This is a genomic window from Streptomyces sp. Ag109_G2-15, from assembly GCF_900215565.1.
Taxonomy (GTDB): Bacteria; Actinomycetota; Actinomycetes; order Streptomycetales; family Streptomycetaceae; genus Streptomyces; species Streptomyces diastatochromogenes.
The window spans coordinates 1,397,176-1,411,302 of sequence record NZ_OCNI01000001.1; the positions used below are offsets into that span (position 1 = coordinate 1,397,176).

The 14,127-nt window shown below is 71.4% G+C and carries 13 protein-coding genes; 5 read left to right on the forward strand and 8 right to left on the reverse strand.

The window, feature by feature from the left end; genetic code table 11:
- Position 1 precedes the first annotated feature (1 nt).
- The 5 genes from CRP49_RS05895 to CRP49_RS05915 all read right to left on the reverse strand — a co-directional run bounded on the left by CRP49_RS05895 (position 2) and on the right by CRP49_RS05915 (position 5,263).
- Positions 2–1,015, reverse strand: coding sequence for a MoxR family ATPase (locus tag CRP49_RS05895; RefSeq protein WP_097252454.1), 1,014 nt, complete (start codon positions 1,013–1,015; stop codon positions 2–4).
- Between the two features lie 178 nt (positions 1,016–1,193).
- Positions 1,194–3,362, reverse strand: coding sequence for a trypsin-like peptidase domain-containing protein (locus CRP49_RS05900; RefSeq protein WP_097252455.1), 2,169 nt, complete (start codon positions 3,360–3,362; stop codon positions 1,194–1,196).
- Positions 3,359–3,769 carry a CU044_2847 family protein gene (locus tag CRP49_RS05905; RefSeq protein WP_257033316.1) on the reverse strand — a complete coding sequence of 137 codons (411 nt, stop codon included), beginning with the start codon at positions 3,767–3,769 and terminating at the stop codon, positions 3,359–3,361. The genes CRP49_RS05900 and CRP49_RS05905 overlap by 4 nt, the downstream gene beginning before the upstream one ends.
- A gap of 125 nt (positions 3,770–3,894) precedes the next feature.
- Positions 3,895–4,074 (reverse strand): DUF6104 family protein, encoded by a 180-nt coding sequence (locus CRP49_RS05910; protein WP_097252456.1) that lies wholly within the window; start codon positions 4,072–4,074, stop codon positions 3,895–3,897.
- 307 nt (positions 4,075–4,381) lie between these two features.
- Entirely contained in the window at positions 4,382–5,263 is an 882-nt protein-coding gene (locus CRP49_RS05915) for a hypothetical protein (protein WP_097252457.1), read from the reverse strand.
- Positions 5,264–5,427: 164 nt separating this feature from the next.
- Between CRP49_RS05915 and CRP49_RS05920 the strand changes: the two genes are divergently transcribed.
- The gene (locus CRP49_RS05920; RefSeq protein WP_097252458.1) at positions 5,428–6,438 is read left to right on the forward strand and encodes a DUF4097 family beta strand repeat-containing protein; all 1,011 of its coding nucleotides are present in this window, start codon (positions 5,428–5,430) and stop codon (positions 6,436–6,438) included.
- A 1-nt stretch (position 6,439) separates the two neighbouring features.
- The gene (locus tag CRP49_RS05925) at positions 6,440–7,516 is read left to right on the forward strand and encodes a PadR family transcriptional regulator (protein WP_097252459.1); all 1,077 of its coding nucleotides are present in this window, start codon (positions 6,440–6,442) and stop codon (positions 7,514–7,516) included.
- Between the two features lie 69 nt (positions 7,517–7,585).
- Here CRP49_RS05925 and CRP49_RS05930 read toward each other — a convergent pair whose 3' ends face one another.
- On the reverse strand, positions 7,586–8,551 hold the full coding sequence (locus CRP49_RS05930; RefSeq protein WP_097252460.1) for a zinc-binding dehydrogenase: 966 nt from the start codon (positions 8,549–8,551) through the stop codon (positions 7,586–7,588).
- Positions 8,552–8,746: 195 nt separating this feature from the next.
- Positions 8,747–9,967: an NADP-dependent malic enzyme gene (locus tag CRP49_RS05935; protein ID WP_097252461.1), complete on the reverse strand. Its 1,221-nt coding sequence runs from the start codon at positions 9,965–9,967 to the stop codon at positions 8,747–8,749.
- Between the two features lie 572 nt (positions 9,968–10,539).
- Here CRP49_RS05935 and CRP49_RS05940 point away from each other — a divergent pair.
- Genes CRP49_RS05940 through CRP49_RS05950 form a run of 3 tightly spaced genes read left to right on the forward strand, consistent with a single transcriptional unit; the run spans position 10,540 to position 13,275 of the window.
- Positions 10,540–11,499, forward strand: a complete 960-nt coding sequence (locus CRP49_RS05940) for an ABC transporter substrate-binding protein (protein WP_097252462.1) — start codon at positions 10,540–10,542, stop codon at positions 11,497–11,499.
- A 37-nt stretch (positions 11,500–11,536) separates the two neighbouring features.
- Entirely contained in the window at positions 11,537–12,472 is a 936-nt protein-coding gene (locus CRP49_RS05945; RefSeq protein ID WP_097252463.1) for an amino acid ABC transporter permease, read from the forward strand.
- 50 nt (positions 12,473–12,522) lie between these two features.
- Positions 12,523–13,275 (forward strand): amino acid ABC transporter ATP-binding protein, encoded by a 753-nt coding sequence (locus CRP49_RS05950; RefSeq protein ID WP_097257216.1) that lies wholly within the window; start codon positions 12,523–12,525, stop codon positions 13,273–13,275.
- Between the two features lie 73 nt (positions 13,276–13,348).
- Here the strand turns inward: CRP49_RS05950 and CRP49_RS05955 are convergent, their stop codons facing one another.
- Positions 13,349–14,107: a trans-aconitate 2-methyltransferase gene (locus CRP49_RS05955; protein ID WP_097252464.1), complete on the reverse strand. Its 759-nt coding sequence runs from the start codon at positions 14,105–14,107 to the stop codon at positions 13,349–13,351.
- Positions 14,108–14,127: the final 20 nt, after the last annotated feature.

Below are 14,127 nucleotides of genomic sequence, written 5' to 3' on the forward strand. Positions count from 1 at the left end.
CTCACCTCGTACGGTCGAGCGGCTGCATGAGCATCTCGGCGATCCGCTCCCGGGTGAGGCTCTGCGCGCGCGGGTCGTGCCGGGTGAGGAACAGGGCGTTGAGGAGCTGGTCGGCGGCGAGCACCTCGCCGGGCTCGCGCTCCAGGAACCGGCGGACGAGATCCGCGCCGGAGTCGACACCGTCCGTGCCGAGGTGTGCCTCGACCATGGCGGTGAGCTGCTCCTCGCCGGGCGGGTCCAGCTCCAGCTGGATGCAGCGCCGCAGCAGCGGGGCGGGGAAGTCCCGTTCGCCGTTGGAGGTCAGGACGATCACCGGGAAGGCGGTGCAGGCGATCCGTCCGCCGTGCACGGCGACCCGGTCGCCGTCGTGGGTGAGCACCTCGACATCGGGTTCGCGGTCGGCGAGCCGCTCCAGCTCGGGGATCGAGAACTCGCCCTCCTCCAGGGTGTTGAGCAGGTCGTTGGGCAGGTCGAGATCGCTCTTGTCGAGTTCGTCGATGAGCAGCACGCGGGGCTGCTCGGCGGGCAGCAGCGCGGTGCCGAGCGGGCCGAGCCGGATGTACGACCCGATGCCGGGGGCGGCCGCGGCACCCTCGGCGCCGCGGGCGCGCTCCAGCTGGACGTCCTGGAGGCGGCCTATCGCGTCGTACCGGTACAGGCCGTCCTGGAGGGTGGTGCGGCTGACTATGGGCCAGCGCAGCACCCTGCCGAGGCCGAGTTCATGGGCGATCGCGTACGCCAGGGTCGATTTGCCCGTGCCCGGGTTGCCGGTCACCAGCAGGGGCCGGCGCAGGTACAGGGCCGCGTTGACCGCGTCCACCTCGGCGGGCCGGGGCGCGTAGTTCTCGACCAGACGGCGGCGGACGCCGAGCCGGCGGGCACTGCTCGGGTCCTCCGGGCCGGCCTCCACGCCCTCCCGGGAGGCCGCGAAGTCGCGCCAGGGCGGCGGTGCCGGCAACCGCAGCATGCCGTCGTGCGGCTGACCCACTCCGCGGTAGATCCGCCAGTCGTTCACCTTGGGCTCCTCCCGGCTTTGGTGATCATGCAGCGGGCCCGGCCGTTCGACGTACGAGGCTACCGTCAGGCGACCGTGTCTGCCGAGGTTCGGGGTGTCCGGCGTACACTTCCGGCCCGCCGAACAGCCTTGCGAGTCAAGCGGCTTGACGGGGTGTCCGGCGCGGACGCCGGACGGGTCAGCCGCCAGGGGCGGCCAGCGGCGGCGGCCGCATCGTCTCGGTGCCGTACGGTGGCCGGTCCGGCGGGTCGAAGAGGACGGCCAGCTTCCCGCGCAGGCCTTGGGCCCGGGCCGATTCCGGGTCGTACAGACGGATGCGCAGGTCACGCACCGGGCCGTGCAGGCCTTCGGCGTGCCGGGCCATCCCCAGTACATGGGCGGCCTGCCGGTGGAAGTCCTTGCACTCGTCGTGGTCGTGCCGGTCCCGGCGCCAGAGCACCACCGAGTGGCCGGCCATCAGCGCGTCCCTCATCGCCGCCTGCCCCTCTCCGCTGCCGACGGGACCGCAGTAGACCGGAACGCACGGGTCGTCCATCAACGACAGGGCGCCGTAGTACGGGTACTTGCCCGCGGAGCGGGCCGCGACGGGGTGGCCGTCGGCCGGGGCCCGGCCGTGCAGCGGCTCGTGCGCGAGCGGCCCCTGGACCGCGCCGCGCCAGCGTCTGCGCCACTCCGGGGTGGGCGGACGGTTGTTGCGCCGCGCGTCCCGGATGACGACGGTCCGGCGCATCCCGAGCGGCATGGACCGCTCATCGAAGAAGTCCCCGTCGTCGTCCTCGCCGTCCCCGTCGTCGCCGTCGTCCTCGTACGTCTCCATCGCCGCCGAACCGGGCAGCAACTGCCACTCGTCCACCGGCAGATCGAACAGCTTGCGGGGCAGGAACACCTCCAGCGCGGCCAGATGCTCGCCGTGGTCGCCCTGGCTGAGCGCCCGGGCCAGCGGTTCGCGCAGCACCGCGGCCAGCTCCTCGACGCGGACACCCCGGTCGTCGGCGTCGACCGGGGTGACGTCCAGGCCGTCGTAGATCAGCTGCACGCTCCACGGGTAGCGTCCGTCGTACATGGGCGGGCCCACCTTGACGAGGACGTCGGTCCGGGTGGCGGGCGGCCGTACGACGACGGGCGGGGCCTCGGGCGTGGCGGGGCGGCCGTCGTCGCCCTCCTGGACGTCGACCCCCTCCAGCAGCCCCCGGACGGCCTCGCCCACCGCCCAGTTCCGGTGGCCGTCGGCCTGCCCGCCGAGCCAGCCGGCGAACGCGCCCAGCCGCGCGGGATCCACCTCGCCGGGCCGCTCCCGTACGACCTTGCGGACCACCTTGGCCGCGTACAGCAGGACGGCGTCCAGGTCGACCAGTGTTCCCCCGCCGCCGGGTTCCAGCGTGCGCAGCCCGTACAGCAGCCCGGCGCCCTCACGCCACGTCCGCACGTTCTGCAGCACCAGCGAGCGCAGCCGCTCGCCGCGCACCTGCTCCTTGACCTCCTCCACGAGGTGGACGATCTCGCCCGCTCCGGCGGGCGGCGGCAGCTCGGCGAGATGGCCGTAGAGCCGGGCGCGGAGATCGGCGCTGATCCCGGAGGCGGGGGGCGCGAGAGCGGGCAGGGTGGCCTGGAGCGTGGTCCAGTTGGCGTACGGCGACGGGTCGTCGAGGAGGCGGAGGTGGTGCAGGTCGTGCGCGCGCAGGACCTCGTGCAGCACGGCGGGGCCCCCGCGCAGGTCCAGCAGCTCGTGCAGCGCGGCGACCGGGACGGCGACCCCCTCCTCCCGGCGGCGCCCCTTGATCACGCCGATGACGGACCCGTGCCGCCGGTCCAGGACGGGCCCGCCGGACAGCCCGCCGATCGGCAGGCTGCCGCCGAGCAGCAGCGCCCGCGCGTCGGAGCCCGCCAGCTCGCCGGTGCCGTGCCGGATGCCCAGCTCGCCGGTCTGCACGGACCAGCCGTACAGCTCGATCGGGGCGCGGGCGCCGGGCTCCCGGTCGCTCAGCCAGAGGCAGCGCACGTCGTCCGCACCGGCGACGTTGACGAGCGCCAGGTCGGGAAACGGCCAGGGGTCGCGGAACGACTGCGAGGTCTCGGGTGTGGGCGCGAGGAGCACGGCCGTCCCGGTGCCCGTCCGCTCCACCCAGGCGCCGGCGGCGGTGCGCTCCTGCCAGGTCACGCGCATGGCGCTCTCCCCTCGGCACACCGCGGCTCCCCCCTTCCCCACGACGTGGGCGCAGGTCAACAGCCAGCCCGGGGCGATGAAGAACCCCGACCCCCAGTACAGGTCACGGTCCGTTGCATACCCGTCACCCGGTGCGCCGATGCGTGCGAGCGAGGGGCGCACCAACTCGTCGAAGGCGCTCATACGGCGCCGGAGGCCGGGGACCTGGGCGGTACGACGGCGCCGGCGGGCGCCCCGGGATCCGTGCCGTCCGCCGTCGCGGCCGGTTCGGTCCAGGTCAGGGACACCGTCAGGGAGGACTTGCCGCCGCCCTCCGCGATGGCGCTCACGATCTTGCCGGACTGCGCCGTCAGTTCGATTCCGAAGCTGACGGACACCTCGACCGGGGCGGGTGTGTCCAGACCGGCGCGCAGGGAGCGCACGACGCCCCCGACCGTGCCGGCGAGCCCACCCGCCATGTCGACGACCCGGTCCCCGAGCCCGGTGTCCCAGTACCCGCCCTCGTCCAGCGCCGCCTCGTCGGCCGCGCCGATCCTGGCCCAGACGACGGTTCCGTCGTCGAGCCGTATACGTTCGACTCCTCCACCCATGACGCCCCCGTTCGCTGAATGGGAGGAGAAGGCTAACTCCGGAAAAAGCGGAGGGGGAGGGTCATCGAACGATAAGGCCGATGATCGCCCCTACCGTGACGGGAGTGACCCCTGCTACTCGTCGTCTACTCGTCGTCCTCGTCGTCGAGCCGGGCGAGCCAGGTCGCAAGTCGCTCGATGGGCACCTCGAAGTCCGGATTCAGATCCACGAACGTGCGCAGCTGCTCGGCAAGCCACTCGAACGTGACCTCTTCCTCGCCGCGCCGCTTCTCCAACTCCTCGATCCCGCGGTCGGTGAAGTACATGGGCTGCCTTTCCTGCGTGTACGTCGTCCAGGGACAGCCTATGCAACGGGGAACGCGTCGCGTACGGGCACATCTGCGTAGCTGCGGCAGTCGTGCCGCCACATCTGCGTAGCTGCGGGCAGCCGTACCGCCATGCCTGCGCAGCTGCGGGCAGTCGTGCCGCTGGGGCGGCACGGGTGGGCGCAGCGGCACCCCGCCGGCGCGGGCGAGCGAGACTCACCCCCGGCCGGCGGCAGTACCGGGGGCCACGCAAGCTCCGTCGAGCAGCACGCACCAGCACCGCGCACCGAACAACCCCCGCCCAGCATCAAGCCGTACCCCCGCGCATGCCCCACCCACGCCCGCGCACCCCTTCGTACGCCAGCCCCAGCGCCCCATGCGCCAGGAGCAGCACCCCCGCCGCCACCCACCCCCCGCGGCGCCGCCACACCCCCCACGCCATGGCCGGCACGCCCGTCGCGACCTGCGCCAGCCCCAGCCACCGAGCCCGCGGATCCCCCGACCCCGGCAGCCACGCCCCGAGCCGCCCGCCCTCCCCCGGTTCGAACTCCGCCCGCACCGCCTCCCGCCACCCCGCCCCCTCGGCCGGCCGCACCCCACCCGCAACCCCGGCCACGGCAGACGACAGCCGCTCGGCGGACACCCCCGGTGTCAGCCCGTCCGGCAACTCCACCCCCGCGCGCGTGAGCACCGCGATCAGCCCCCGCAGCCGAGCCCGCGCATCCGCCTCGGAGTCCGCCGCCGTCAGCCGCTCCAGGGACTGCATGTCGAGGACGGGATCCAGCCCGAGCCGCGCGGCGAAGGTGCGCATGGCCTCGTCCTCCCCCGCGGGCGTGCCGTTGGCGAGCCACACATAGCCGACGGGCCGGCGGAAACCGGAGGCGAGGGTGAACCCGGCACGGTCGGCGTCCCACCACAGCGCGAGCACGGGCCAGGCCGAACCGACGGCGAGCGCGACGGCCCAGCCCGCGACCACCCTGTCGACCGGCTCACCGCCCCCGGCCGCCGCTTCCCAGGGCCCGCCCTCGGGCACGAGCACGCTCCACCGCTCCCCCGCGCGCGTGAGCACCATCCGTTCGCCCAGCAGCGGCGCGAGGGGGGCGACGGACTCCGGATCCGCCCGGCACAGCAGCAGGGCACCGGGTGCGGAGGCGGCCCGGGAGCCGCGAGGGAACGGGTCCGTCGGCATGGCAACACGCTAGGCAATTTGCACATCAATCGCCCGACATGGACAGGAACGGGTCTCACGAAAGGGCGTCTTGACTTTCCTCGACCGCGATATATCGTGTTTAGCAGAAGACGCGATATGGCGTGTCGCACCAGCGCGACCGTGTCCCGCCGAGGAGGCTCCCCATGTCCGAGTGGTCCGTCGCCGAGCCGCAGAAGCTCACCTTCGACACCCCGGTGAGCGACCTGCACGTGCGCATCGTCAACGGAACGGTGAACGTCGTGGGCACGGACGAAGGTTCCGCCCGCCTGGAGGTCTCGGCCATCGAGGGCTCACCCTTGACCGTCACCCAGGAGGGCGGCACCCTCACGGTGGCCTACGAGGACCTGCCTTGGAAGGGCTTCCTCAAGTGGCTCGACCGCAAGGGCTGGCGGCGCAGCGCCGTCGTCTCCCTCGCGGTCCCCGCCGGCACGCGCGTGGAAGTGGGCGTGGTCGGCGCCGGCGCGGTCGTCTCCGGCCTCAGCGGCCCCTCGGTGATCAAGGGCGTCAACGGCGACACGACTCTCGTGGGTCTCTCCGGCACGGTCCGCGCCGACACCGTGTCGGGGAACCTGGAGGCCCAGGCCGTCACGGGAGACCTGCGGTTCAACTCGGTCTCGGGCGACCTGACCGTGGTCGAGGGCTCCGGCCCCTCCGTCCGCGCGGACTCCGTCAGCGGCTCGATGATCATCGACCTGGACCCGGACGGCCCCACCGACGTCCGGCTGACCAGCGTCTCCGGCGAGATCGCCATCCGCCTGCCGCACCCGGCGGACGCGGACGTGGAGGCGAACACCGCGAGCGGCACGATCTCCAACGCCTTCGACGGCCTGCGGGTGCACGGCCAGTGGGGCGCTCACAAGATCACCGGCCGCCTCGGCGCGGGCAACGGCAAGCTCCGCGCCACCACGGTCTCCGGCTCCATCGCCCTGCTGCGCCGCCCGCCGGGGGAGGACGAGCACGACACATCGTGGGAGACCAAGGTGCCCACCGGCCACGGAGTCAGCGGGACACCCACCGGCCAGACGGCCACCGGAACACCCACCGACCCGGCGGCCGAACCCAAGACCGCCTCGGGGGACAATTCCGTCTCCGGCCAGGACGCCACCGCCCCCGACGCCCCGGCCGACGGCACGACCGACAAGAAGGTGCTCTGACATGCCCCCCGTCTTCGCCCACGGCCGCCTCCGCCTCTACCTGCTCAAGCTGCTCGACGAGGCCCCGCGCCACGGCTACGAGGTGATCAGGCTCCTCGAAGAGCGCTTCCAGGGCCTGTACGCGCCCTCGGCGGGCACGGTCTACCCGCGCCTGGCCAAGCTGGAGGCCGAGGGCCTGGTCACGCACACCACCGAGGGCGGCCGCAAGGTGTACGCCATCACGGACGCCGGCCGCGCCGAGCTGGCCGACCGCAGCGGCGAACTGGCCGACCTGGAGCTGGAGATCCGCGAGTCCGTCGCGGAACTCGCCGCCGAGATAAGGGCGGACGTGCGCGGCGCGGCGGGCGACCTGCGGCGCGAGATGCGCGCGGCCGCCTCCGAAGCTCGCCGGGGCACCAAGGCGGGCGGCGGCGAGGCGGGCCCCTTCGCGGAGTACGGCGACCTCACCGACAAGGAGGCCTGGCGGGCCGCCAAGGAGGAGATGCGCCGGGTCAAGCAGGAGTGGAAGGAACAGGCCCGCCGCGCCAAGGACGAGAGCCGCCGGGCCCGCGAGGAGGCCCAGCGGGCCCGCCACCAGGCCCAGGAGGCCCAGGCGCGGGCGCGGGCCCAGGCCCAGGAGGAGATGCAGCGCATCGCCCGCCACGTCCAGGATCGCGTGCAGGACCACTTCACGCGCGGCGACTGGCCGACCGGCGTCCGGGAGGGCCTGACCGAACTGGCCAAGGAGTTCGGCGAGTTCGGGAAGGACTACGGGAAGGAGTTCGGCAAGGACTGGGGCTTCGGCCGCACCGCCGGGGAGCCGGGCCAGGGCGCCCGCAAGTCGGCCCCCGCGCCGGGACCGGACATCTCCGCCGCCCCGGAGGACTTCCCGGCCGAGTACGAGCCGTCCTGGGCCCACGAGGACGGCACCGGCGACCCGGCCCGCGACCTGGACCGCCTCCTCGACCGCTTCCGCGACGACATCCGCGACGCGGCCCGCGACCACGGCGTCACGGCCGACCAGCTCCGCGACGCCCGCCACCACCTGTCGACGGCGGCGGCCCGCATCGGGGCGCTGCTGCGCGGCCCGAAGGTCTGACCCACCGAGGACCGGCCGCCCCGGCAGCGTGCCCCGGACACCCGGGACACGCTGCCGGACGGAGAAGCCTCAGCCGTTCGTCAGGACGATCTTTCCGAACTGATCGCCGGATTCCAGTCGTTCGAAGCCCTCGCGGGCCCGGTCCAGGGGCAGCACCTCGTCGATGACGGGCCGTACGCCGGTGGCGGCGCAGAAGGAGAGCAGGTCCTCCAGCTCCTCCTTGGTGCCCATGGTGGAGCCGACGACCTTCAGCTCCAGGAAGAAGATCCGGGTCAGCTCGGCGTGCGAGGGGCGGTCGCCGCTGGTGGCACCGGAGATGACGATCGTGCCGCCTGGCCGCAGGGACTTCACGGAGTGGGACCAGGTGGCGGCGCCGACGGTCTCGATGACGGCGTCCACCCGCTGCGGCAGCCGGGCCCCCGGCTCCACCGCCTCGACCGCCCCCAGCTCCAGGGCCCGCTTCCGCTTCGCCTCGTCCCGGCTGGTGGCGAAGACCCGCAGGCCGGCCGCCTTGCCCAGCACGATCGCGGCCGTGGCGACACCGCCGCCCGCGCCCTGCACGAGGACCGAGTCACCGGGTCGTACCCCGGCGTTGGTGAACAGCATCCGGTACGCCGTCAGCCAGGCCGTCGGCAGACAGGCGGCCTCCGCGAAGGACAGCTCCTTGGGCTTGGGCAGGACGTTCCAGGTCGGCACGGCGACCTGCTCGGCGAAGGTGCCCTGGTAGCGCTCGGTGAGGATGGAGCGCGGCTCCTTGGGGCCGACGCCGTGGCCGGTCTGGCCGATGACGGAGTGCAGGACGACCTCGTTGCCGTCCTCGTCGATCCCGGCGGCGTCGCAGCCGAGGATCATCGGCAGCCGCTCCTCCGGAAGTCCGACGCCCCGCAGGGACCAGAGGTCGTGGTGGTTGAGGGAGGCGGCCCGCACAGTGATCGTGCTCCAGCCGGACCGGGCCTCGGGGGCCGGGCGCTCCCCCAACTCAAGGCCGGAGAGCGGCTGGTCGCGGTCGATTCGGGCGGCGTAGGCAGCGAACATGGCTCGACGATAGGTGCGCCGTGCAGCGGACGGAACCGCGGGGCGCTGTGACACATGCCCTCTTGCGTGACGGCACCCGTACAGCGCAGCCCGACACGAACAAGCCTCAAGGGCGCCCTTGTAGACACCCGATCGGGCGGGCGTGTGGGCAAAAAAATGGCCCCGCCCAAACGGACGGGGCCATTCAGTGCAACGTCACCGACGGGCAACGCCCTCGGCACGAGCAGCGGCAGCCACCGCCGCGGTCACCGCGGGAGCAACCCGCTCATCGAACGGCGACGGGATCACATAGTCGGCGGCAAGGTCGTCCCCGACCACAGCGGCCAGCGCCTCCGCGGCAGCGATCTTCATGCCCTCGGTGATCCGAGTCGCCCGCACCTGCAGCGCGCCCGCGAAGATCCCGGGGAAGGCCAGCACGTTGTTGATCTGGTTCGGGAAGTCCGAGCGCCCGGTGGCGACGACCGCCGCGTACTTGTGCGCCACGTCGGGGTGCACCTCCGGGTTCGGGTTGGCCATCGCGAACACGAAGGCGCCCTCCGCCATGGAGGCCACGGCCTCCTCCGGGACCGTACCGCCGGAGACGCCGATGAAGACGTCGGCGCCCGCGAGGGCGTCCTCCAGCGAGCCGGTGATGCCGGCCTTGTTGGTGAAGCCCGCGAGCTCCCGCTTGACCGAGGTCAGGTCCTCCCGGTCCGCCGACACGACGCCCTTGCGGTCCGCCACCGCCACGTCCCCGATGCCGGCCTCGACCAGCATCTTGGCGATGGCGACACCGGCCGCGCCGGCACCCGAGATGACGGCCCGCAGCTGCCCGATCTCGCGCCTGCTCAGCCGCGCCGCGTTCCGCAGCGCCGCGAGGGTCACGACGGCCGTGCCGTGCTGGTCGTCGTGGAAGACCGGGATGTCGAGCCGCTCCTGGAGCTGCTTCTCGATCTCGAAGCACCGGGGTGCCGAGATGTCCTCCAGGTTCACTCCGCCGAAGGAGGGAGCGAGCCGGACCACGGTCTCCACGATCTCGTCCACGCCCGTGCAGTCGAGCGCGATCGGCACCGCGTCGACGCCACCGAACTGCTTGAACAGGATCGCCTTGCCCTCCATCACGGGGAGGGAGGCCTGGGGACCGATGTCCCCGAGTCCGAGCACGGCCGTGCCGTCGGTCACGACAGCCACCACGGAGGACTTCCAGGTGTAGTCGTTGACCAGGTCAGGCTGCTCCGCGATCGCGGTGCACACGCGCGCGACGCCGGGCGTGTACGCGAGGGAAAGGTCGTCCTTGTCGCGGACCGGCACGGTGGCCTGCACGGCCATCTTGCCGCCGCGGTGCAGCGCGAACGCCGGATCGAAGGAATCGAGGGGCTCGGCCCCTTCCTGATCCGTACTGCTGTCGCTGCGAGGATTGACGATCTCCGCTGCCACTTTGTTTTACCCCTTAGGTATGCATGGTTTGAGGGTCGACCACTCCTGGTGAGGGGTGGGCGGGCACCGCGTAAGGCCCGATTGCTGATACGTACGAGCACAGACGCGACGGGCGCGCCGCACACGCGCCCTGAGCCCCGGATGAGGGGTGTAAAGAACCTTCTTACCGGACGGACGGCGCTCACGACGAGTCCATTAGGTGCAAGGTCACATCTCCGGACCAGAACGCCACACGTGCATGACACGCGGCTGACACGAGCACGACACGGATGTGACTCGGGGGTAACCCGGACTTGGCCGGACACCGCGCAACGATGGACCACATCGTGAGATGGCCCGAAGATTTTCCGGCCGGAGTGATGGATTTCCGCAGATCTGCGGCCCTGAAGTCCCGTACTGACGGGACCTGACACGGTTCGGGGGTCACCCGTTATGCGATTTTGACATAGTCACGCCCCTGAATGGCGTAGTCCGAATGGCAAGATGCCGTAAACCCACGAGGTCGCGACACCCGATGGTGTGTGTTTCCGTCGACCCATCGGCACCTCTTCCCATCCGCCGGAGGAACCACGATGACCGCAAGCTCCACCCGTCGTACGACCGCCGCGCACTCCCGGCTAGCTGCGGTCGGTGCGATCGCGGTCGCAGGCGCCCTGCTGCTCACCGGCTGCGGTGACCAGACCAAGGACAAGAACAACGGCTCCGGCAGCGCGTCCACCAGCAACGCCCCGCTGGCCGACAAGCTCCCCAAGGAGATCCGCGACAAGGGTGAGATCAAGGTCGGTTCGGACATCGCCTACGCCCCGGTGGAGTTCAAGGACTCCTCCGGCAACGTCGTCGGCCTCGACCCCGACCTCGCGGCGGCCATGGGCAAGCAGCTCGGTGTGAAGCTCACGTTCGAGAACGGCACCTTCGACGCCCTGCTCACCGGTCTGCGCTCCGGCCGCTACGACATCGCGATGTCGGCCATGACGGACAACAAGAACCGTCAGGAGGGTGTCGACCCGGACACCGGCAAGAAGGTCGGCGAGGGCGTCGACTTCGTCGACTACCTGACCGCCGGTGTCTCGATCTACACGCGCAAGGGCGACACCAAGGGCATCACGTCCTGGGCGGACCTGTGCGGCAAGAAGATCGCCGTCGAGCGCGGCACCGTCTCGGAGGACCTGGCCAAGCAGGAGGCCAAGAAGTGTCCGAGCGGCAAGAAGCTCACCATCGAGGCCTTCGACGACGACCAGCAGTCCCAGACCCGTCTGCGCTCGGGCGGCGTGGACGCGGCCTCCTCCGACTTCCCGGTCGCCGCGTACGCGGTGAAGACCTCGGGCGGCGGCAAGGACTTCGAGATCGTCGGCGACCAGGTCGAGGCGGCCCCGTACGGCATCGCCGTCGCCAAGAGCGACACCCAGCTGCGGGACGCGCTCCAGGCCGCGCTGAACGCGGTCATCAAGAGCGGCGAGTACGAGAAGATCCTCGAGAAGTGGGGCGCCCAGGACGGCGCCGTCAAGGAGTCCGTGATCAACGGCGGCAAGTGACCCGCGGCACCCGAGCGGCCACTGAGAGGCAACACCCGTGACTGACATCGAGAAGACGGCGGACCCGGCGGACACGCCCCCGGCCGGCGCGGAGGCCATCAAGGCCATCCCGGTCCGGCACTACGGGCGGTACGTCACCGCCGTCATCGCGATCGCGCTCCTCGTCGCGATCATCTACGCGTTCGGCCAGGGCAAGATCAACTGGCACGCGGTTCCGGACTACTTCTTCGACGACCGGATCATGACCGGCGTCGGCAAGACCCTCCTGCTGACGGTCCTGTCGATGCTGATCGGCATCGTCGGCGGCATCGGCCTCGCCGTGATGCGCCTGTCGAAGAACCCGGTGACCTCGTCGATCGCGTGGTTCTACATCTGGTTCTTCCGCGGCACCCCGGTCCTGGTCCAGCTGTTCCTGTGGTTCAACCTGGGCCTGGTCTTCGAGTACATCAACCTCGGTCCGATCTACAAGAACTACTGGTCGGACTTCATGACGCCGCTGCTGACGGCGCTGCTCGGACTCGGCCTGAACGAGGCCGCGTACATGGCCGAGATCTGCCGCGCCGGCCTGCTCGCCGTCGACGAGGGCCAGACCGAGGCCGCCCACGCGCTGGGCATGAGCCACGGCAGGACGCTGCGCCGGATCGTCATCCCGCAGGCGATGCGCGTGATCGTGCCGCCCACGGGCAACGAGGTCATCAACATGCTGAAGACGACCTCGCTCGTGGCGGCCGTCCAGTATCCGGAGCTGTTCCGCTACGCCCAGGACATCGGCCAGAACTCCGGCGCCCCGGTGGAGATGTACTTCCTCGCCGCGGCCTGGTACCTGATCATGACGTCCATCCTCAGCGTCGGCCAGTACTACATCGAGCGGTACTACGCCCGCGGCTCCAGCCGCAGCCTGCCGCCCACTCCGTGGCAGAAGGTCAGGGCGCACCTGACGACCTTCTCGAGCAGGAAGGTCGCGGCAGCATGACCGACAAGCTGAGCAAGACGGACTCGACCCCGCGGCACTCGTCCGTCCCGATGGTCAAGGCCGAGGGCGTGCACAAGTCCTTCGGTCCCGTCGAGGTCCTCAAGGGCATCGACCTGGAGGTGAAGCCGGGCGAGGTGTTCTGCCTCATCGGCCCCTCCGGCTCCGGCAAGTCGACCTTCCTGCGGTGCATCAACCACCTCGAGAAGATCAACGCCGGCCGTCTGTACGTGGACGGCGAGCTGGTCGGCTACCGCCAGAAGGGCGACAAGCTGTACGAGCTGAAGGACAGCGAGGTCGCGCTCAAGCGCCGGGACATCGGCATGGTCTTCCAGCGCTTCAACCTGTTCCCGCACATGACGGCCGTGGAGAACGTCATCGAGGCGCCGGTCCAGGTCAAGGGCACCGGCAAGGCCCAGGCCAAGGAGCGCGCCATGCAGCTCCTGGAGCGCGTGGGCCTGGCCGACAAGGCCGGGAACTACCCCTCGCAGCTCTCCGGCGGCCAGCAGCAGCGCGTCGCCATCGCCCGGGCCCTCGCCATGGACCCGAAGCTGATGCTGTTCGACGAGCCGACCTCGGCCCTCGACCCGGAGCTGGTCGGTGACGTCCTGGACGTCATGCGCGACCTCGCCGAGTCGGGCATGACGATGGTCGTCGTCACCCACGAGATGGGCTTCGCCCGCGAGGTGGGCGACAGCCTGGTGTTCATGGACGGCGGCGTGGTGGTCGAATCCGGCCATCCCCGGGACGTACTGACGAACCCTCAGCACGAGCGGACGCAGTCGTTCCTGTCCAAGGTGCTCTGACACACCACTGCGAAAAGGGCGGTACGGGCTCCCCGTACCGCCCTTCTCCTTGAGTGCGCCTGCTGGAGTGCGCCTACTTGACCGCGAGGAGCAGCGTGTCCGACGGCGAGCACCACACGGGCCGTGCCTCGCCGAAGCCCTTCTCGCGCAGCACACGCGCGTGCCACTCCGCGGACGGCATGTCCCCGTCGGCATGCTCGCCGTAGATCTCGAAGCGGCGGGCGGTGGGCTCGGCGAGGACCGGGTCCTGCGCGGCCACCTGCCACCACTCGGCCCAGTCCAGGGCGCCGCCCTGCTTGGCCTGATCCATGCGGGCGTGCCGCTGGGCGCGCTCCGCCGCGTTGATCCGGGGCGTGCTCTCGTCGATCATGTGGTCCGCGTTCATGAAGACGCCGCCGTCGCGGACCAGCCCCGCGACCTGACCGTAGAGGGCCGCGAGGGGTTCGCTGTGCAGCCAGTGCAGGGCCGTGGCGGTCAGGACCGCGTCGTAGGAGTCGTACGGCAGTGCCGTCGGCCAGTCGGGGTCCTTGAGGTCGGCGGTGACGAAGGAGACGCGGTCGTCGCCCTCGAAGGTGCCCCGCGCGATGGCGAGCAGCGCCGGGTCGAGGTCGACCCCGGTGCTGGTGGCCTCGGGGAACCGCGCCAGCAGCCGGGCGGTGATGCTCCCGGTGCCGCAGGCGAGGTCGAGCACGCGCGGGGCGCTGCCGACGAGCGCCTCGACCATGTCGAGCATGATCCGGAACCGCTCCTCGCGGTCCGGCATGTACCACTCCTGCTGCCGGTCCCAGCTCTCCTGCCAGGCGGCCCAGTCGGTTCCGGTACTGGTGGTCATGGATTCCCCGTCCCCTCATG

What these genes read in the sequence shown, in the direction of transcription:
- CRP49_RS05900 (WP_097252455.1), bottom strand. Translation starts at nt 3,362, where the DNA reads ATGAGCGCCTTCGACGAGTTGGTGCGCCCCTCGCTCGCACGCATCGGC.
- CRP49_RS05950 (WP_097257216.1), top strand. Translation starts at nt 12,523, where the DNA reads ATGGTCAAGGCCGAGGGCGTGCACAAGTCCTTCGGTCCCGTCGAGGTC.
- CRP49_RS05905 (WP_257033316.1), bottom strand. Translation starts at nt 3,769, where the DNA reads ATGGGTGGAGGAGTCGAACGTATACGGCTCGACGACGGAACCGTCGTC.
- CRP49_RS05930 (WP_097252460.1), bottom strand. Translation starts at nt 8,551, where the DNA reads ATGTTCGCTGCCTACGCCGCCCGAATCGACCGCGACCAGCCGCTCTCC.
- CRP49_RS05915 (WP_097252457.1), bottom strand. Translation starts at nt 5,263, where the DNA reads ATGCCGACGGACCCGTTCCCTCGCGGCTCCCGGGCCGCCTCCGCACCC.
- CRP49_RS05925 (WP_097252459.1), top strand. Translation starts at nt 6,440, where the DNA reads ATGCCCCCCGTCTTCGCCCACGGCCGCCTCCGCCTCTACCTGCTCAAG.
- CRP49_RS05955 (WP_097252464.1), bottom strand. Translation starts at nt 14,107, where the DNA reads ATGACCACCAGTACCGGAACCGACTGGGCCGCCTGGCAGGAGAGCTGG.
- CRP49_RS05920 (WP_097252458.1), top strand. Translation starts at nt 5,428, where the DNA reads ATGTCCGAGTGGTCCGTCGCCGAGCCGCAGAAGCTCACCTTCGACACC.
- CRP49_RS05940 (WP_097252462.1), top strand. Translation starts at nt 10,540, where the DNA reads ATGACCGCAAGCTCCACCCGTCGTACGACCGCCGCGCACTCCCGGCTA.
- CRP49_RS05910 (WP_097252456.1), bottom strand. Translation starts at nt 4,074, where the DNA reads ATGTACTTCACCGACCGCGGGATCGAGGAGTTGGAGAAGCGGCGCGGC.